The organism is Actinomycetospora sp. ABD4_176 (assembly GCF_056311855.1).
This window is the reverse complement of sequence record NZ_CM149974.1, coordinates 795,087-812,829: the sequence shown is the minus strand read 5'-3', so window position 1 is coordinate 812,829 and position 17,743 is coordinate 795,087. Positions and strand designations below refer to the sequence as shown.

Annotated in this window: 17 protein-coding genes; 10 read left to right on the top strand and 7 right to left on the bottom strand. The window is 73.3% G+C overall.

Going from position 1 to position 17,743, the window contains the following annotated elements:
• The first annotated feature begins 38 nt into the window (after positions 1-38).
• Positions 39-1,181 (top strand): glutathione-independent formaldehyde dehydrogenase, encoded by a 1,143-nt coding sequence (locus ACYX4T_RS03915; RefSeq protein ID WP_476013267.1) that lies wholly within the window; start codon positions 39-41, stop codon positions 1,179-1,181.
• Between the two features lie 161 nt (positions 1,182-1,342).
• Complete coding sequence (locus tag ACYX4T_RS03910; protein WP_476013266.1) at positions 1,343-1,858, top strand: DUF421 domain-containing protein; 516 nt, start codon at positions 1,343-1,345, stop codon at positions 1,856-1,858.
• Here the strand turns inward: ACYX4T_RS03910 and ACYX4T_RS03905 are convergent.
• From ACYX4T_RS03905 to ACYX4T_RS03885, 5 genes are all read right to left on the bottom strand, one after another.
• Positions 1,823-1,969 carry a hypothetical protein gene (locus ACYX4T_RS03905; RefSeq protein WP_476013265.1) on the bottom strand — a complete coding sequence of 49 codons (147 nt, stop codon included), beginning with the start codon at positions 1,967-1,969 and terminating at the stop codon, positions 1,823-1,825. The two genes, ACYX4T_RS03910 and ACYX4T_RS03905, sit on opposite strands and share 36 nt — an antisense overlap.
• A gap of 72 nt (positions 1,970-2,041) precedes the next feature.
• Positions 2,042-3,097 carry an AI-2E family transporter gene (locus ACYX4T_RS03900; protein WP_476013264.1) on the bottom strand — a complete coding sequence of 352 codons (1,056 nt, stop codon included), beginning with the start codon at positions 3,095-3,097 and terminating at the stop codon, positions 2,042-2,044.
• Between the two features lie 99 nt (positions 3,098-3,196).
• Positions 3,197-4,450, bottom strand: a complete 1,254-nt coding sequence (locus ACYX4T_RS03895) for an MFS transporter (protein WP_476013263.1) — start codon at positions 4,448-4,450, stop codon at positions 3,197-3,199.
• 227 nt (positions 4,451-4,677) lie between these two features.
• Positions 4,678-5,025: a YrhK family protein gene (locus tag ACYX4T_RS03890; RefSeq protein ID WP_476013262.1), complete on the bottom strand. Its 348-nt coding sequence runs from the start codon at positions 5,023-5,025 to the stop codon at positions 4,678-4,680.
• A 271-nt stretch (positions 5,026-5,296) separates the two neighbouring features.
• The gene (locus tag ACYX4T_RS03885) at positions 5,297-5,452 is read right to left on the bottom strand and encodes a hypothetical protein (protein WP_476013261.1); all 156 of its coding nucleotides are present in this window, start codon (positions 5,450-5,452) and stop codon (positions 5,297-5,299) included.
• A 189-nt stretch (positions 5,453-5,641) separates the two neighbouring features.
• On the opposite strand from ACYX4T_RS03885, the gene ACYX4T_RS03880 reads away from it, so the two are divergent.
• From ACYX4T_RS03880 to ACYX4T_RS03870, 3 genes are read left to right on the top strand one after another with little or no spacing between them, the layout of a single operon-like run.
• Positions 5,642-5,881, top strand: a complete 240-nt coding sequence (locus tag ACYX4T_RS03880; protein WP_476013260.1) for a LapA family protein — start codon at positions 5,642-5,644, stop codon at positions 5,879-5,881.
• Between the two features lie 45 nt (positions 5,882-5,926).
• Positions 5,927-6,382, top strand: a complete 456-nt coding sequence (locus ACYX4T_RS03875) for a universal stress protein (protein WP_476013259.1) — start codon at positions 5,927-5,929, stop codon at positions 6,380-6,382.
• Between the two features lie 27 nt (positions 6,383-6,409).
• Complete coding sequence (locus tag ACYX4T_RS03870) at positions 6,410-6,745, top strand: DUF1330 domain-containing protein (RefSeq protein ID WP_476013258.1); 336 nt, start codon at positions 6,410-6,412, stop codon at positions 6,743-6,745.
• Positions 6,746-6,817: 72 nt separating this feature from the next.
• Here the strand turns inward: ACYX4T_RS03870 and ACYX4T_RS03865 are convergent, their stop codons facing one another.
• Together ACYX4T_RS03865 and ACYX4T_RS03860 are read right to left on the bottom strand one after the other, a co-directional pair.
• On the bottom strand, positions 6,818-8,590 hold the full coding sequence (locus ACYX4T_RS03865; RefSeq protein WP_476013257.1) for a BCCT family transporter: 1,773 nt from the start codon (positions 8,588-8,590) through the stop codon (positions 6,818-6,820).
• Entirely contained in the window at positions 8,587-9,153 is a 567-nt protein-coding gene (locus ACYX4T_RS03860) for a nitroreductase family deazaflavin-dependent oxidoreductase (protein WP_476013256.1), read from the bottom strand. Before ACYX4T_RS03860 ends, ACYX4T_RS03865 begins: the two co-directional genes overlap by 4 nt.
• 271 nt (positions 9,154-9,424) lie before the next feature.
• Here ACYX4T_RS03860 and glxA point away from each other — a divergent pair, with 271 nt between their 5' ends.
• The 5 genes from glxA (at position 9,425) to ACYX4T_RS03835 (ending at position 17,554) form a co-directional block, all read left to right on the top strand.
• Positions 9,425-11,383 carry a radical copper oxidase GlxA gene (glxA, locus tag ACYX4T_RS03855; protein WP_476013255.1) on the top strand — a complete coding sequence of 653 codons (1,959 nt, stop codon included), beginning with the start codon at positions 9,425-9,427 and terminating at the stop codon, positions 11,381-11,383.
• A 499-nt stretch (positions 11,384-11,882) separates the two neighbouring features.
• On the top strand, positions 11,883-12,941 hold the full coding sequence (locus ACYX4T_RS03850; RefSeq protein WP_476013254.1) for a S1C family serine protease: 1,059 nt from the start codon (positions 11,883-11,885) through the stop codon (positions 12,939-12,941).
• A gap of 384 nt (positions 12,942-13,325) precedes the next feature.
• Positions 13,326-14,807, top strand: a complete 1,482-nt coding sequence (locus ACYX4T_RS03845; protein ID WP_476013253.1) for a DUF1996 domain-containing protein — start codon at positions 13,326-13,328, stop codon at positions 14,805-14,807.
• Positions 14,808-15,054: 247 nt separating this feature from the next.
• On the top strand, positions 15,055-17,085 hold the full coding sequence (gene betT / locus ACYX4T_RS03840) for a choline BCCT transporter BetT (protein ID WP_476013252.1): 2,031 nt from the start codon (positions 15,055-15,057) through the stop codon (positions 17,083-17,085).
• A 118-nt stretch (positions 17,086-17,203) separates the two neighbouring features.
• Positions 17,204-17,554 carry a hypothetical protein gene (locus ACYX4T_RS03835; protein WP_476013251.1) on the top strand — a complete coding sequence of 117 codons (351 nt, stop codon included), beginning with the start codon at positions 17,204-17,206 and terminating at the stop codon, positions 17,552-17,554.
• The last annotated feature ends 189 nt before the right edge of the window (positions 17,555-17,743 follow it).

Below are 17,743 nucleotides of genomic sequence, written 5' to 3'. Positions count from 1 at the left end.
GAACACGGACCGAACACAGCCACTCATGGAGGTGCGCGATGAAGGCCGTCGTCTACAAGGACGCCCACTCGGTCGCCGTCGAGAACGTCGACGACCCCCGGATCGAGGCGCCCACCGACGTCCTGGTCCGGATCACGACCACCGCGATCTGCGGCTCGGACCTGCACATGTACGAGGGGCGCACGGTCGCCGACACCGGCATCGTGTTCGGCCACGAGAACATGGGGATCGTCGAGGAGGTGGGCTCGGGCGTCACCCGCGTCCGGGCCGGTGACCGGGTGAGCCTGCCGTTCAACGTCGCCTGCGGGTTCTGCCGTAACTGCCTGTCCGGCAAGACCGCGTTCTGCCTGACCACCAACCCGCCGTACGCCGGCGCCGCCTACGGCTACGTCGGTATGGGCCCCTACACCGGTGGCCAGGCCGAGTACCTGCGCGTCCCCTTCGCCGACTTCAACTGCCTGGTGCTCCCACCCGGCGACGAGCACGAGAACGACTTCGCGATGCTCGCCGACATCTTCCCCACCGGCTACCACGCCACGGTGCTCGCCGACCTCAACCCCGGCGAGACCATCGCCGTGTTCGGAGCCGGACCGGTCGGGCTGATGGCCGCCTACTCGGCGATGCTCAAGGGCGCGTCGAAGGTCTTCGTCGTCGACAAGGTGGCCCACCGCCTGCAGCTGGCCGAGCAGATCGGGGCGATCCCGATCGACTTCTCCGCCGGCGACCCCGTCGAGCAGATCGCCGACCAGACCGACGGCGTCGGCGCCGACAAGGGCGTCGACGCCGTGGGCTACCAGGCCACTGTCTCCAGCGGCGAGGAGCAGCCCGCCGTGGTGCTCAACCAGCTCGTCGACGCGGTGCGCCACACCGGCCGGCTCGGCGTGGTGGGGCTCTACCTGCCCCAGGATCCCGGTGCGCCGGACGAGAACGCCGCCAACGGCCGTCTGCTGTTCAACATCGGCCGCTTCTTCGAGAAGGGCCAGAAGATGGGCACGGGCCAGGCCGACGCCAAGGCCTACAACGCCCAGCTGCGTGACCTCATCGTCGCCGGGCGGGCCACCCCGTCGTTCGTGGTGTCGAAGGAGCTTCCTCTCGACGAGGCCCCCGACGCCTACGAGCGCTTCGACCGCCGGGAAGAGGGCTACTCCAAGGTCGTCCTCCGGCCCGGCAAGGCGGCGTGACGAGCGCCGGCACCTCCACCGCCGAGATCGGCACGACCACGTCCCGGGCGGCCGCGCAGGGCCCTGCTCGCCGAGGTCGTGATCACCTTCCGCTGATGGACGGCAGTGACGAGCGGGGCCGGCGCGCGGCGTCGGCCCCGCCCACCGGGTAGCCGCATCCCATGTGGTTCGACGCATGGGGTGAGCTCGTCCGGGTGCTGCTGGTGGGGACGGCGGCCTACGCCTTCCTCGTCGTCCTGCTCCGTGTGTCGGGCAAGCGGACCCTGGCCAAGCTCAACGCCTTCGACCTCGTGGTCACCGTCGCCCTCGGCTCCACGCTCGCGACGATCCTGCTCAGCACCGACGTCTCGTGGTCCGAGGGCGCCGTCGCGCTCGCCCTGCTCGTGGCGCTCCAGTTCGTGGTGGCGTGGACGACGACCCGGTGGCCGGCGACCCGCACCGCGGTGACCTCGGCACCGACGCTGCTCGTGCTCCACGGCGAGATCCTCGAGGAAGCCCTCGTGAAGCACCGGATCTCACCGGGCGAGCTGCGCCAGGCGGTCCGCGCGAGCGGCAGCGGCGACCTCTCCCGGGTCGGAGCCGTCGTGCTCGAGAGCGACGGCACGCTCAGCGTGGTCCCGGCCTCCGCGCTGGGGAACGCCTCAGCCCTGCGCGACGTCCCCGGGACGCCCGCCTGAGTCCCGGCGTCGGTGCTGCCACCACCACCGGCCCATCGGTACGGCCGCCACCGCGACGAGCAGCAGCGCGTGGCCGACCACGCCGAGGGCCATCAGGAGGATCCCGACCACCAGTCCGACCGCGAGCGCCGAGGTCGGCCACCACGGGATCCGGCGTCGGGCGGAGCCCGTCCGCCGGTCCGGTTACGGCGGATCGCCCACCGCCGCGGAGGCGCCCGCCCGGTCCGTCCCGGTCTCGCCCTCCGGCTCGGTCTCCGGCTCGGCGCTCTCGGCGGGCTCCGTCCGGGCCTCGGCCGGCCGGTCACGGCGCAGCGACTCGCTGACGCTGCGCGCGACGGCGACGAGCGGGACCGCGATGACCGCACCCGCCACGCCGAACAGCACCCAGCCCGCGGTCACCGACAGCAGGATGACGACCGGGTGCAGCTTGACCGCCCGGCTCTGCACGAACGGCTGGAGGAGGTTGCCCTCGACGTTCTGCACCACGAGCACCACGCCGAGCACGAGGAGGGCGATGACGGGCCCGCGGGTCACCAGCGCCACCAGCACCGCCGCGGCTCCGCTGATCGTGGCGCCCAGCAACGGCACGAAGGCCCCGAGGAACACCAGCAGGCTCAGCGTCAGCGCGAGCGGCACCCCGAGGACGACCAGACCGATCCCGATCAGCACGGCGTCGGCCACCGCGATGACGACCACGCCGCGGACGTACCGGCTCAGCGTCTCCCAGCCGCGCCGCCCGGCCTCCTCGAGGCGCTCCCGGTGCCGTGCGGGGCCGACGGCGACGACGGACCGCCACATCGCCGAGCCGTCCTTGAGGAAGAAGAACAGCACGAACAGGGCGATGAGGAGCCCGGACAGCACCGTGATCACGGTGTTCGCGGCGGCGACACCACTGGGCGCCGCGGCCCGGAGGGCGTCGACGAGGCGGGCGCGCACCTCGTCCACCTGCTCGGGTCGCAGCGCGAGCGGGCCGGTCACCAGCCAGTCGCGGATGCCGTTGATGCTCGCCGTGAGCGACGACGCCAGGTTCTCGAGCTGCCCCCGGATCCGCTGCTCGAGGAGGTAGCCGGTGCCCCCCACCGCCGCGACGAGGACCAGCACGCTCACGATCGCGGCCAGCCAGGCCGGCAGCACACGGTGCAGCAGCCGGGCCAGCGGGGAGAGCAGCGCGGCCAGGAGCAGCGCGGTCGCCAGCGACAGCGTGACCAGGGCCAGCTGCAGGGCGATCCAGCCGAGCACCCCCACCGTCGCCCCGATGACCAGCAGGCCCCCCGCAGACCGCGACGGCCCGGCGGAACCACCGCGGGACGAGCTCGCGCCCCGCGTCCCCGCCGCCGGTCACGGCCGGCTCCCGCGCGCCCACAGGAGCAGCGGCACGGCGGCCAGGACGGCCGGTCCGATGACGAACCACATCGCGTTGTATCCCTGGGTGTCGGGGAAGAGCGGGGCGGCCAGCGACACCGCGGCGCCGACGGCGAGCGGCCCGAGCAGGCATCCCGCGCCGCGGCTGAGCAGGAAGAGCCCGGCGGCGCCGCCGTGGTGCTCGGCGGGGAGCACCTGCATCAGCGCGGAGTAGTTGAGCGTCATCACGACACCCGCCCCGGCCGCGGGCAGCGGGACCAGCGCGATCATCCACGCGCTGTGGGAGAACCCCGCACCGATCAGCCCGGCGCCGTAGGCCGCCGAGGCGACGGCGAGGACACGCCGGTGGCCGACGGTGTCGGCGACACGCCCCGCCAGGGGCACCGCGACGACGAGACCCAGCGCGACGAGCGGGAACACCACCCCCGACACGAAGCTGGCGCTGCGGCCGAGCCCGACGGTGAAGAACAGGACGACGAACGCCTTGAGGCCCTGGAGGGCGACGTTCCACAGCAGGGTCGCCCCCAGGACCACGGCGACCTCGCGGTCCCGCGCCAGCCGGACGACCGCCCGCAGCCCGCCCGGTGAGGCCGACGCGCCCGCCAGCGGCTCCCGACGCGAGGACCACAGGCCCGCGAGGAGCGTGACCGTCCCGATCGCCACGGCGCCCACCGCCGCGAGGAACACCGCCGGCGCCCAGAGGTCGAGCAGGAAGCCGCCGCCGACCAGGGCCGCCCCCAGCCCGGCGAAACGCCAGGAGGAGGCCGCGGTCCGGGAGCGGCCGCTCACCTGCCTCGGCACGAGGTCGGGGTAGAGCGCCTCGTAGGGCGTCAGGTACGCGAAGTGCCCGACGAAGTACGCGGCGGCCCCGACGACGAGCACGGTCCGGCTGAGGTCGGTCGCCACCAGCAGCAGGCCGGTCAGGCACAGTGGCGCCGCGACGAGGACGAACCAGAGCCGGTGGGCCACCGTCCGCGCCGCCCGGTCGTTGGCCAGGCCGACCAGCAACGGCAGGACGAGACCCGCCGCCCCCTCCCCACCGATGACCAGGCCCGTAACGAGCGGACCCGACTCCGCGCCCAGGAGGCTCGGCAGATAGGTGGTCAGTGCGGTGATGGCGAAGGTGGTGCCGAACGCCGGGGCGCCCAGCATCACCAGGAACGGCCATCGGCCCCGTCGGTCGCCCTCGTCCGCCTGGGCGGGCGCGGTGTCGTGGGTCGGCCTCGTCACCAGCACCTCGCTCGACCCGATGTCCGCCGCGCCCTGCGCCCGCCGGAGACTTCCCTCTTGCCGCGGGCCGGGGTTGCCGGTCGTCGGGCATCCGCAACCTTGCGCAGGTCTGACGATGGGGCGGTCGGGGGACGCCCGCGAGGCGACCGCCGGCTCGAACACCACGCTCGGCAGGTCGCGGTCCGGGAGTCAGGTGTCGAGGGCCCTGATCGCGAACCGGCGCCCGATCAGAAGTCCTGGCCGGACTCCCGGGCGACGGCCTCGCCCGCCGAGGCTCCGGTGTGTCGGCGCAGGTGCACGACGCGGGTCATCCGGATCACGGGCCGGATCAGGAGCTCGACGCTCCCGACCAGGAAGAGCCAGGTCCCCGCGGTGGCGGTCGACTCCGAGAAGAACAAGATGCTGCCGACGGTGAACCAGAGTCCGATGAGGATGTCGTTGACGATGCTCAGCGCCTCGTACCGACGGCGGATCACCAGCTCGTCATGGCCGATGCGCAGGATCGTCCCGGACGCCCTCGTGCCGTCGCCGTCGGCCGGGGTGCCCCCCGCCGTCGTTCCGCTGGTCGTCGTCATGCGTCCCGGCTTCCCCGCCGGCCGAGCCGGTGCGGCGCCCACCGACTGACGATCAGCTGACGGAACCGCAGGTCGGGTTGGTCATCAGCTTCGCCACCGTCTGGCCCGCCGACGTCTGGCTCAATCCGTCACGGCATCGAGGAGGCCATGCGAGGGTGCTCGCGACGACCCCTCGTTCGGGCCCTCGGGACCGCGCCCGGCCACGCCGAGGAGCATGGCCGGTCGCGGCCCGAGCACGGACCCGGGGGTCCGCCGTGTCCGGCTCAGCAGGTCACCGCTCGTCCGGCGGCGGGGCGGACCGCTCCTTCTCCCGGTTGTCGTGGGCCTGCTTCGCCGCCGGCGCCCGTTCCTCGTCGTACTGGTCCTCGGGCGTCTCGGCGTTCTCGTGCGCGCGCTGCGACGCGCGGGGCGCCTCGGGCTCGGTCATGGTTCACCTCCTGGTCGGGATGTCGGGAGGCTCATGGGATGCCCGTTCCCGGCGCCGCCCAGACAGGCGGCGTCGCTGCTCGGGGGCGGGGCGCGGGCACGGGCGGGCGCCGCGTCGTTGGACGATCAGCGTGCCGCCCGGCCGGTGGTGGGCATCCCCTGACCACGCCGACCTGTCCGAGGAGGAGTCATGGCCGATCCGGCACGCAGACGCGACCGCGGGGAACGCCTCCACCAGGTCTGGTGGGCCTCTCGTTGGATCCTCAACCTGCTGCTCCTGGCCCTCGTCGTGGTCTTCATCCTCCAGAACCGCGAGCCCGTGACCGTGAGGCTGCTCGTCCCGATCGTCCAGATGCCGCAGTGGGTGGCGTTGACGCTGACGCTGGTGATCGGCGCGGCGATCGGGTTCCTGTCCGGGCGACGGCGATGACCAGCCCCAGATGACCCAGCACGCTGCGACCGGCAAGGAGGACCCGTGACCCACACCGCGCACCACACCGACGTGGTCGTCGCCGGGATCGACGGCTCCCTGGCCTCCCGTCTCGCGCTGGCCCGGGCGGCCGACGAGGCGGCGCGGCGAGGGTGGCACCTGCACGTCATCACCGCCTGGCAGGACCCCGCACCGTCCACGGAGGTCGACGACGGAGCCGACCAGCCCGACGATCCCGCAGGGGAGGCGACCGCGCTCGTCGACCGCGAGGTCCTCGCGGTCCTCGGAGAGGACGCCACGACGGCGCGCCGCGCCGAACCCGGCCGTCCCGCGGAGGTCCTCCTCGAGGCGGCGCGGCACGCCCGGCTGCTCGTGATCGGTGCACCGGGTCAGGGCGTCCGCGACCGGTGGCGAGGGGTCGCCGAACAGATCGCCCGCCGGGCCCGGTGCGAGGTCCTCATGGTGCCCGGCCCCGAGGGGCAGGCCGGCGACACGGCGTGACGTGCCCTCGGGGGGAAGACTGGCGCCATGAGTGCGGTCTACGCCCTGAACCTGTTCGACCTCGCCCCGAACGACGACTACAAGGCCTACTCGAAGAGGTCCGCTGCCGCCGTGGCCAAGCACGGCGGCAGCGTGGTCGCCCTCGGTCGGCTGAGCGGGGACTCCCCCAGCTCGGGGGGCTCCCCCCGCCAGGTCCTCGTGCTCGTCGAGTGGCCCTCGAGCGAGGCGTTCCAGGCGTTCAAGGACGACCCCGACCACGTCGACCTCCACCCGCTCCGCGAGGGCGGGACGGAGAACTACCTGTGGTGGGCCTACGACAAGCTCGAGGACCTGCGACCCGTGGTCAACGACAGGGACGTCTGACGGGGACCGCCGGCCGGTCCGGGTCGACCCGGACCGGCCGGCGGCGACGGTGCGGAGGCACCGGCCCGCCCGTCAGTCCTGCCGGGACGGCGACGCCTGGGAGAACTCGGCGACGGTGGTCTCGCCCAGGGATGGGTCCACGGCCTCGTGGTCGTCCTCGTCGAGACCGGAGCCGTCGGCGGGCTCGTTGAGGTCCGAGCTGTCCTCCTGGGAGTGCCGACCGTTGCCGTTGCCGTTACCGGACGCGGTCAGCACCGCTCCCGGCGGCCTGGCGGCCGCCCGCAGTCCCGGCATCGGGGACGCCTCGGACGGCATGCGGACCACGAAGCGTTCCGTGGACATGGCCTTCACCAGCCCGACGCACATCGTGATGAGGACGAGGCAGAAGGGCAGGCCGGCGAGGATGGACGCGGTCTGCAGCGCGCTGAGGGCATCGGCGCCGCTGGCGGCACCGGCGGCGAGCAGGACCGCCGCGATCACCCCCTCCATGACCGCCCAGAACAGGCGCTGCTGCCAGCGCGGGTTCGGGTCGCCGCCGTTGGTGAGGATGTCCACCACGAGGGACCCGGAGTCCGACGAGGTGGCGAAGAACAGGACGACGACGATGATCGCCACCGCCGACGCGAGGAGCGAGACGATCCCCGCGACCGGGAGCTGCTGGAGCAGCACGAACATGCCCGTGTCCGTCGACGCCTCGGCCAACGGGTTGGTCGGGTTCTGCAGCAGGGCCGCCAGCGCGGTGTCACCGAAGACCGTCAGCCACACCATCGACGCGCCGACGGGCGCGAACAGCGCCCCGGCGACGAACGAGCGGATCGTGCGGCCGTAGGAGATGCGGGCCAGGAACATGCCGACGAACGGCGACCAGGAGATCCACCAGCCCCAGTAGAAGAGGGTCCAGCTCGCCTGCCACTCCTGGGCGGCCGGGTTGCCGGGGTAGGTCTGGAAGCTCTGCGCCGGCAGGTTCTGCAGGTAGTAGCCGATGTTGGTGACCGTGGTGTTGAGCAGGTCGCGCGTCGGGCCGAACGCGAACACGAACACCATCAGCGCGAACGCGAGCCACAGGTTGATCAGCGACAGGTTCCTGATGCCCTTGTCGATGCCGAGCATCACCGAGACCACCGCGATCGCGGTGATGCCGAGGATCAGGAAGACCTGCAGCGTCGTGGTGTTCGTGAGCCCGAACAGTGTCTCGAGCCCGGCGCCGACCTGCTGGGCGCCGAGGCCGAGCGAGGTGGCCAGGCCGAACAGGGTGCCGAACACCGCCAGGACGTCGACCACGAAGCCGGGCCACTGGTTGATCCGCTCGCCGAGCAGCGGGTAGAGGGCCGACGCCGGGCGCAGCGGCAGGCCCTTGCGGAACGCGAAGTAGCCGAGCGCCAGTCCGAGCACGATGTAGATCGCCCACGGGTGCAGGCCCCAGTGGAAGAACGTCAGGAACATCGCGTTCTGCGCGGCCTCGGGCGTCCCGGCCGGCCCGACCGGCGGCTCCTGGAGGTAGCTCACCGGCTCGCTGACCGCGTAGTACACGAGCCCGATGCCCATGCCCGCCGTGAACAGCATCGCGAACCAGGACATCGTGCCGTACTCCGGCTTCGAGTCGGCCGGCCCGAGGCGGATACGGCCGTACCGCGAGGCCATGAGCACGAGGACGAAGATCAGGAAGCCGCTGGCGCTGAAGATGTAGAGCCAGCCGAAGTTCTCGACGATCCCCGAGTTGACCGCGCTGGCGGCCGAGGACAACGAGGACGGGGAGATCACGCCCCACAGGACGAGCCCCACCGCGATCACCGCCGAGGAGACGAAGACGGGCGGGCTGGTGTGCTCGCGGAGATATCGGATCACGACGGGGTTCCTCCTCGGGGCGGGCGTAGCTCGTGCTCCGGCGTCGGGGCGAGCAGGATAAGGGGTATGCCGCGCTCGGCGTCGGCTCCGAGACGCTCGTACTCGGTCCGCGTCGCGGCGACGCCTGCACGGGTCGAGATCCGCTGCGCCGCGTCTCCCTCGACGTCGCGGTCGAGCATCCGCATCAGCGCTGCCGCGGTCCGGGGACGGCGCCGTGCGTACTCGGCCAGGCGCCGGCCGGATTCCACCGACGGTAACGGGTACGCCCAGCCGTCGCGCCGCCGAGCGCCGACCTGATAGCTCACCTCGGGGTGGGCGACGACGTTGCGGTACCACTGCGCGCGGCCGCCGTAGCCCGACGCGACGACGTAGGAGCCGGTCACCGGGCCCCGCCCGACGACCTCGAGCACGGCGTGCCGGGGCCGGCCCGTGCGGCGCCCGACGTGGGTCAGCAGCACCAGACGACGCCCGAAGATCCAGCCGAGGCCGCACCGGTAGACCAGGATCGGTGCGCGCACGAGGGCACGCGAGAGCCGGCGTCGCGCCGGATCGGCGGTCCGCATACGTGTGCCCCTCCTCGGTGTCCGCGTCCGAGTGGACCGCCGCCGCACCCCCGCGCGCCACCGGCACGGCCGGACGTCAGGTGATCGCAAGGCGCCACCGGCTCACGCGGGCGCGCCCGGATTCGTTGATCCCCCACGGGGGCGGTGTGCGGCCGTCGAGGGGGCGGCCGCGCACCGCCCCGCCGCGTGTCGACGGAGACCGGAGGAGACCGAGGATGGACGACCCCCGCCCGACCGACCGTTCCGGCGAGGTCGAGGAGACGGTCTGACGGTGTCGCCCACCCCTCGCCGGCGGGCCTTCACGGTCCTGTGGGGCCTGCTCGTCGTGGCCGTCCTGCTCGGCGTCAACCTGCCGCCCGCCCTCGCCTACGTGTCCCGCTGGCGCCACGAGCGGCTGGTCAACAGCCTGCCCTACATGCAGCAGCACGGCCGCTGGGACGTCGTGACCGTGCCGCCGACCGACCGCGTCAACGCCATCCACGCCGCCCTGCTGCCCAGCGGCAAGGTCCTGCTCATCGCCGGGTCGGGCAACAAGGAGGACCTGTTCGCCACCAAGGCGCTCAAGAGCCTGCTCTACGACCCCCGCGACGGCTCCTCGCGCATGATCCCGGTGCCCGACGACATGTTCTGCGGCGGCCAGACGCTGCTGCCCGACGGCCGGCTGCTCGTGGCCGGTGGCACCGCGCGCTACGAGAAACTGGACGGTGCGGTCACCCACGCCGCCGGGGCGATGCGCGTCAAGAACGAGGACCCCGACGTCGCCCGCCCGGTGCCGGCCGGCACCGAGTTCGTCTCCCCCACCGGGCTGCGCTACCGCAGCGCCCGGGACGCCCTCGTGCCACCGGCGGCGAAGACCACCACCAGCACGGGGGCCACGGTGACCGCCAGCGAGGTCACCGTGTTCGTCGAGGCCGTCGTGCCCGGTCCCGGGTCGGTGAACCCGGACCGGGAGCAGTACGCCATCGCCGGGCTGCCGCCGGAGCGCAGCCGGAACCTCTACGGCCTCGGCGCCCCGATGACCCTCGAGAAGCAGGACTACCAGGGCACCGAGAAGGCCTACACCTTCGACCCGGTCAGCGAGACCTGGAGCCGCGTCGGCGACATGGCCTTCGCCCGCTGGTACCCGACCCTGACCCCGATGGTCGACGGGCGGGTCCTGGCCACCTCCGGCCTCGACGGCGTCGGCGAGGTGCTCAACGGTCAGACCGAGATCTTCGACCCCGCGACGAACACCTGGACCGAGCGCAAGGACCTCACGCAGTACTTCCCGACCTATCCGGGGATCTTCACCACGGACCGGCCGGACGAGATGTTCTACACCGGCACGACCGCGGGCTACGGCCCCGCCGACCAGGGCCGCGTGCCCGGTCTCTGGGACCTCGAGGACAACACCGTGAGCCCGGTGCCGGGGCTGCGCGACCCCGATCTGCTCGAGACCGCCGGCGCCACCTGGGTCGGGCCGGTCCAGGACCAGCGGATGGCCGTCATCGGTGGCGGCGGGATCGGCGAGAGCCCCCGCTCCACCGCGCGCATCGACGTCGTCGACCTCGACGACCCGGCGCCGCGGTTCACCCCGGGCCCCGACCTCCCCGCGCCCACCCGCTACCCGAATGTCGTCACGCTGCCCGACGACTCGGTGCTCATCAGCAACGGCTCGGGCGACTACCGCGGCAAGGGCGCCTCGGACCACCTCCTCGCCCGGCTCTACCGGCCGGGACCCGACGGCGGCACGCTCACCGAGGCCGCCGCCCCGGATGTGGGCCGCAACTACCACACCGAGGGGCTCCTGCTGCCCGACGGCCGCGTGCTCACCGCCGGCTCGGACCCGCTGTTCGACGACGAGAACAACACCGTGCCCGGCACCTTCGAACAGCGCCTCGAGATCTACTCGCCGCCCTACCTCTTCCGCGGGCCGCGACCCGAGATCACCGAGGCACCCGGGGAGATCGAGCGCGGCGACACCGCGCTCGTCGCCACCCCCGCCCCCGAGCGGGTCGAGCGGGCCCGCCTGCTGCGGCTCGCGACCTCGACCCACGTCACCAGCGTCGACCAGCGCTCGGTGGCCCTCGACGTGCGGCCCGCGCGCCGGGGGGTCGCCGTCGACGTACCCGCCGCGACCGAGACCGTGCCGAGCGGCTTCTACATGCTCGTGCTGGTCGACGACCGGGGCGTGCCCTCCGAGGGCCGCATCCTGCGCGTCGGCGGGGACGGGTCGAGCCGGACGGAGTGACGGGCGGCGAGATCGTCAGACCGCCGCAAGCCCGCGTACGGGCCGTCCGTGGTGACCTGGACGGGCACGGGCGCGACCGGCTCGTGGCGACGTGGACCCCAAGACGAGAGGTGCGTCATGAGCCTGCTGGGCAACCTGCACGACCTGATCGGTGACCTCCCGGACGGCGGCGCGTCCTGCCCTCCCCCGGAGCCGCCGCCGACCGAACCCTGGCGGCGACCCGTTCGTGCCGGCGGGAGCGGGCCCGCGACGTGCTCGGTGCGCTCGTCCCCCACCCCGACCCGGTCGTACGACGCCACGAGGTCGGCGGTCGCGTAGTCGCCCAGCCGCGGTCGGCACCACCACGGTCCCGGCTCGTGGTGGGGCATCCCCCGTCAGCTGACGATCCGCCGACGATGCGCGTCTCCCCACGGCGGGGGCGTCCCCGTCCGGGCACCTCTCGCCCATGCCCCCACGACGCGCGCACCGATGGCCCCTCGCTCTCCGGCTCGGGGACCACGTGCCCCGGCCCGACGCTCGACGACGGCGACGCGGTGGCGCCGGGGCAGCCGCGGTCCTCATCGCCGCGCTGGTGCTCTCGGCCTGTTCCGCCGGGTCCACCGAACCGGCCGCTCCCGCAGCCACCTCCGCCACCTCCGCGCCCGCGCCACCGCCGGCCCCGTCGCCCGCCCCGGCGCCGTCGCTGCCCGACGTCATCGCCCGGGTCGAGCCGAGCGTGGTCACCGTCCGCCTGCCGGGCGGAGTGGGCAGCGGCGTGGTGTACCGCGACGACCTCGTCGTCACGAACCAGCACGTCGTCGGCGACGTGCGGGGGGTGGTCCTGCAGTTCGCCGACGGCAGCACCACCTCCGGTGAGGTCCTGGCGGCCGACCGCATCAGCGATCTCGCGGTGATCCGCAGCGACCGCGGCGGACTGCCGCCGCTGCCGGTGCGCACCGAGCTCCCCCGCCAGGGCGAGGCCGCGATCGCGGTCGGGAGTCCGCTGGGCCTGGAGAACACGGTCACCGCGGGCATCGTGTCCGCGGTCGGACGGGAGCTGCCCGGACGCACTCCCGGGTCGCCGCTGGGCCTGATCCAGACCGATGCGCCCATCTCGCCGGGCAACTCCGGCGGCGCGCTGGTCGACGCGCAGGGGCGGCTGATCGGCGTCAACGAGATCTACATCCCGCCCGGGACGGGAGCGGTGTCGTTGGGCTTCGCCATCCCGTCGGCCACCGTCGTCGACGTCGCCGACCAGCTCATCACCCGCGGTGCGGTGGCCCATCCCTGGATGGGGGCGTCGCTCACCGCGCTCACCCCCGAGATCCGCGACCGCCTCGGGGTCGACGCGCCGGCCGGTGCCCTCGTGCTCGAGGTCGTCCCCGGCGGGCCGGCCGAGCGCGCCGGACTGCGATCGGGAGACGTGATCACCGGGTTCGCCGGCGCCCCCGTCGCCTCGGTGGAGGACGTCGTGACCCGGCTCGCCGACACCGTTCCCGGACAGAGCGTGCCGCTGACGGTCGCGCGTGCCGGAGCGCCGACGACGCTCCGCCTGGTGGTGGGGGAACGGCCGAGCTGAGCCGGGAGGGCTACCCCTGACGAGGTGTCCCGCGCCATCGTGCGGAGCTTGCGAACGACTGACGTTCGGCGACCGGGTCGGTGGGCGTCGACCTGAGAACCGCGTGAGCCCGAGAGCCCTCCGACGGCTCCGTTCGGCCGTGCCGCGCGCTGCTCGTCGTGTGCGACGGACCCGCCACCGCCGATGTCGCCATCGCTCTCTCAGTCTCACCCTCACCCGTTCGCGAGCCTCCTACCGTCCGTCGCCATCGGATCACCGGGCGGCGCCGCTCCCCCTCGCCGCCGCCCGCGTCCGACGACCTGACCGAGAACGACCACGATCTCGGCGCGGGCCCGGGCTCCCCCTCGACACCCGCCGCGTCCACGCCGAGGCCAGGAGGTTCCCGTGCCCCGACGCGGAAGACACCGCACGACCGCACCCGTTCGCATCGCCGCCGCCGCGGCCGCCGCCCTCGTGGCCGGTGGCATCGTCGTCGCCGCCGGCTCGGCGTCCGCCACACCTGACGCCGACTCCGGGGAGAGCTCGAGCATCGTCAGCACGCTCACCGACTCGCTCGGGTCGGACGGCGGCGACGAGCGGGACTCGGACGACCGGCACCAGGACGACGGCTCCGATCGCGAGGAGTCCGGCCGCGACGAGTCCGGCAGCGAGGGCACGGACGACGAGGCCGAGAGTGACGACCAGGAGCAGGGCGACGGCCGCGACGACCACGGCCGCGACGACCACGGCCGCGACGATCGTGGCGGTGACGACGAGAATCGTGGCGACGACCACGGCCGCGACGGCCGCGACGGTCGAGGCGGTGACGACGAGGACCGTGGCGACCGCGGGGACGACCGGGGCAAGGACCGCGGCAAGGACCGCGGGGAGGACCGCGGGGAGGACCGCGGGGAGGACCGCGGGGAGGACCGCGGGGAGGACCGCGGCGAGGACCGCGGGGAGGGCGAGCAGGCTCCGGAGGAGGAGCAGTTCCCGGGTCGTGGCGAGGCGGCGCCGCCGGACGCCGGCGACTTCGTCGACATCCGCGAGGTCGAGCCCGGCACCGGCGGGGGACGCGGCGGCCGGTTCTCCGAGGCCGGCACGTTCCGCACCGAGTGCGGCACCAACGCCGACGGCGCCCACCGCAACAGCGACAACATCGTGCTGGGTCCGGGCAAGCGCAACGCCGCCCAGCACGTCCACGACTACGTCGGGTCGACGGCGACCACGTTCGCATCCTCGGACGAGGAGATGCGGTCCGCGTCGACGACCTGCGGCAACGGCGACCGGTCGACCTACTACTGGCCGGTGATCCGCGACCTGAACAGCACCGGGTCGGACGCCTTCGAGGACGGCGGCGGGCTCGACGGCAACTTCGGCGCCGTCCTGCCCGCGGCGTCGGTCGACCTGACGTTCCACGGCAACCCCGCCGAGGACGTCGTCGCCGCGCCGCAGGGGCTGCGGATGCCCACCGGCGACGCCAAGGCGCGCACGAACGGCGACGAGAACGCCAACGCGAAGTGGACCTGCACCGGCTTCGAGGACCGGACGACGACGCAGTACCCGCTCTGCCCCCAGGGCAGTGACCTCGTGCGCATCCTCGACTTCCCCAGCTGCTGGGACGGGGAGAACACCGACTCGGAGAACCACCGCGACCACCTGGTCTTCCCCGAGGACGACGGGTCGTGCGCCGAGGGCACGCAGCCCGTCCCGGCCCTGCGGATGACGCTGACCTACGACCGTCCGGACGGTCGCGCCTTCGCGCTCGACTCCTTCCCCGACCAGCAGCACGCCCCCGAGACCGACCACGCGAGCTCGATCAACTTCATGCCCGACGAGCTGATGGACCGCGCGGTGGGCTGCATCAACGACGGTCAGGACTGCTGACGTCCGATCGCGCCGACGTCCGGCCGCCCACCGGTTCTCCGGTGGGCGGCCGGCGTGCGTCGGCACGGAATGTGACCGTCTCGGGCCGCGTCCGCTCCGAACAGCGAGAACGGGGGTGCTCCATCGCCCGATCGGCGGCAGCTCGGCCGCCTCGAGTCGCGAACAGCCTTCGCAGGGGGGACCGGACGTGGGAACATCATCCGGTGCTGATCGGAGGCGCCGTCGCGCCGCGATGAGAGGGGACGCGATGACCGAGGTTCGGACCCCACCGACGACGAGTCCCGAGGGTGGCGTCCGGATCAAACCGGTGGTGTTCTACGGCTCCGCCGCCGTGACCCTGGCCATCGCGTTGTGGGCGATCTTCGCCCCGACGTCCGCGGCCGACACCATCGGCGCGGTGGTGAGCTGGACCTCGCAGTGGTTCGGCTGGTTCTACATCCTGCTGACCACGGTGGTCCTGGTCTTCGTCATCGTCGTGGGGGCCTCGCGCCTCGGCCGGACCCGGCTCGGTCCGGAGCACTCACGGCCGGAGTTCAGCACCTTCGCCTGGGCGTCGATGCTCTTCGCCGCCGGGATCGGCACCGACCTGATGTTCTTCGCGGTCGTCGAGCCGGTCACCCAGTACCTCTCCCCGCCGCGCGGCGAGGGCGGCACCCTGCAGGCCGCCGAGGACGCCACGGTGTGGACGCTCTTCCACTACGGCATCAGCGGCTGGGGGCTCTACGCGCTGATGGGCATGGCGCTGGCGTACTTCGCCTACCGCCGCAACCTCCCGCTCGCGATCCGCTCCGCGCTCTACCCGATCTTCGGCAAGCGGATCCACGGCGGGATCGGCACCGCGGTCGACCTGGCCGCCGTCCTCGGCACCATCTTCGGGGTCGCCGCGTCGCTCGGCATCGGCGTGGTGCTGCTCAACTACGGGCTCACCTTCCTCTTCGGCATCCCGGAGGGCACCGGGGCGCAGATCGGGCTGGTGGCGCTCGCCGTCGCCATCGCCACCGCGTCCGCGGTCAGCGGCGTCGACCGGGGCATCAAGCTGCTCAGCCAGCTCAACGTGCTCCTCGCGATCGGGCTCGCCCTCTACCTGCTCGTCGCGGGCAACACGGTGTTCCTGCTCAACGCGCTCGTGCAGAACGTCGGCGACTTCGTCAGTTCCTTCCCCGGCCTGACACTGGAGACGTTCGCGTTCGACCAGCCCGTCGACTGGCTCAGTGCCTGGACGCTGTTCTTCTGGGCGTGGTGGATCGCCTGGGCGTCCTTCGTCGGGCTGTTCCTGGCCCGCATCTCCCGGGGCCGCACCATCCGCCAGTTCGTGGCCGGGACGCTGATCATCCCGTTCACCTACATCGTCATGTGGATCTCGATCTTCGGGAACAGCGCCATCGAGGTCATCCGCAACGGCGACGCGGCCTTCGGCGCGAACACGATGGAGAACAACGCCCAGGGCTTCTACCAGCTGCTCGCGCAGTACCCCGCCGTCCCGCTCGTCGCCGGGGTCGCCACCTTCGTCGGCCTGCTCTTCTACGTCACGTCGGCCGACTCGGCCGCCCTCGTGATGGCCAACCTGACCTCCCACCTGCCGACGCCGCAGTCGGACGGGGCCCGCCCGGTGCGCATCTTCTGGGCCGTCGCCACCGGTCTGCTCACGGTCGGGATGCTCGCCGTCGGCGGGGTGCCGGCGCTCCAGAACGCCACCATCATCATGGGGCTGCCCTTCGCCTTCGTGATCCTGCTGGTCATGTACGGGCTCTGGAAGGCGCTCCGGTCGGAGGCCCTGCTCGCGGAGAGCCAGCGGTCGGCGCTGCGGTCGTCGATCTCCGGCCGCGCCGGCGCCCACCCGCACGGCCTGCCGGGATGGCGACAGCGTCTCGACCGGGCCCTGTCCTTCCCCGGGCCGGAGCGCGCTCGGGAGTTCCTCGACGACGTGGCGCTCCCCGCGGTCGAGGAGGTGGCCGCCGACCTCAGCCAGCGGGGGGTGGACGCCGAGGTGCTCCAGGAGCGCGACGACGACGGCACCGCGATGGTGGCGCTGGTGGCGGGCGCCGGCGAGGAGCACCCGTTCGCCTACGAGATCCGGCCCCGGCAGGTACCGGTCCCGGTCTACGGGCGGGCCGTGCCGGAGGGCAGCGACACCTACACCCGCCTCGAGGTGCACCTGCGCGACGGTGGCCAGGACTACGACGTCATGGGCTACACGCACGGGCAGCTGATCGACGACGTCCTCGACCAGTACGAGCGGCACCTCGAGTTCGTCCGTCTCGAGCAGGGGATCCGCTGAGCGCGACCCGCCCCTGACTCAGCACCCTCTCAGCCGCCCGCGGCACACTGGGTCCCGGTGTGCCGGGAAGCCTGGTCGGCGGTCACGACGACGTCCGCGACCAGCGAGGTGGTGCCCGATGGCGACCGAGCCGACCCGGCCCGAGCCCGCCCGACCCCTCACCGACCGGGAGAGGGCGGTGCTCGCCGAGATCGCGGCCGAGCTCCGGCGCACCCCCGGACGAGCCGAGGCCCGGGGGCCCCAGGGCCGGCGACCCGGACGTGCGCAGCTCGCGAGGCCGGAGAGCCCCCGGCCCGGAGCGTCCCGACCGCCCGGACCACGGACACGGGCCGTCGTCGAGGTGGTGGTCGTCGTCGTGCTCGCCGTCGTGCTCATGCCGACGGTGTGGGTGGGCGCCGTCCTCGCCGTGGTCGTGCTGGTCGGCCCCCTCGCCGCGACGTGGTGGGCCCGCCACCGCGGCGGGGGCTGACGACCCGGACCGGACACCGACAGAGCGGCGCGCCCGGGGCCGTCGGTGTGCCCCGAGCGCGACGCGCGGACCTCCGCCTCGTGGCGAGCGGAGGGAGCTCGTGATCAGGTCTCGCGGCCCCCGACCACCTCCGACCGGGGCGCCGCAGGTCGCGGCCGGGGCTCCCTCGTCGCCGGGCTCCTGGGCGCC

What these genes read in the sequence shown, in the direction of transcription:
- ACYX4T_RS03915 (WP_476013267.1), top strand. Translation starts at nt 39, where the DNA reads ATGAAGGCCGTCGTCTACAAGGACGCCCACTCGGTCGCCGTCGAGAAC.
- ACYX4T_RS03910 (WP_476013266.1), top strand. Translation starts at nt 1,343, where the DNA reads ATGTGGTTCGACGCATGGGGTGAGCTCGTCCGGGTGCTGCTGGTGGGG.
- ACYX4T_RS03890 (WP_476013262.1), bottom strand. Translation starts at nt 5,025, where the DNA reads ATGACGACGACCAGCGGAACGACGGCGGGGGGCACCCCGGCCGACGGC.
- ACYX4T_RS03885 (WP_476013261.1), bottom strand. Translation starts at nt 5,452, where the DNA reads ATGACCGAGCCCGAGGCGCCCCGCGCGTCGCAGCGCGCGCACGAGAAC.
- ACYX4T_RS03880 (WP_476013260.1), top strand. Translation starts at nt 5,642, where the DNA reads ATGGCCGATCCGGCACGCAGACGCGACCGCGGGGAACGCCTCCACCAG.
- ACYX4T_RS03870 (WP_476013258.1), top strand. Translation starts at nt 6,410, where the DNA reads ATGAGTGCGGTCTACGCCCTGAACCTGTTCGACCTCGCCCCGAACGAC.
- ACYX4T_RS03860 (WP_476013256.1), bottom strand. Translation starts at nt 9,153, where the DNA reads ATGCGGACCGCCGATCCGGCGCGACGCCGGCTCTCGCGTGCCCTCGTG.
- betT (WP_476013252.1), top strand. Translation starts at nt 15,055, where the DNA reads ATGACCGAGGTTCGGACCCCACCGACGACGAGTCCCGAGGGTGGCGTC.
- ACYX4T_RS03835 (WP_476013251.1), top strand. Translation starts at nt 17,204, where the DNA reads ATGGCGACCGAGCCGACCCGGCCCGAGCCCGCCCGACCCCTCACCGAC.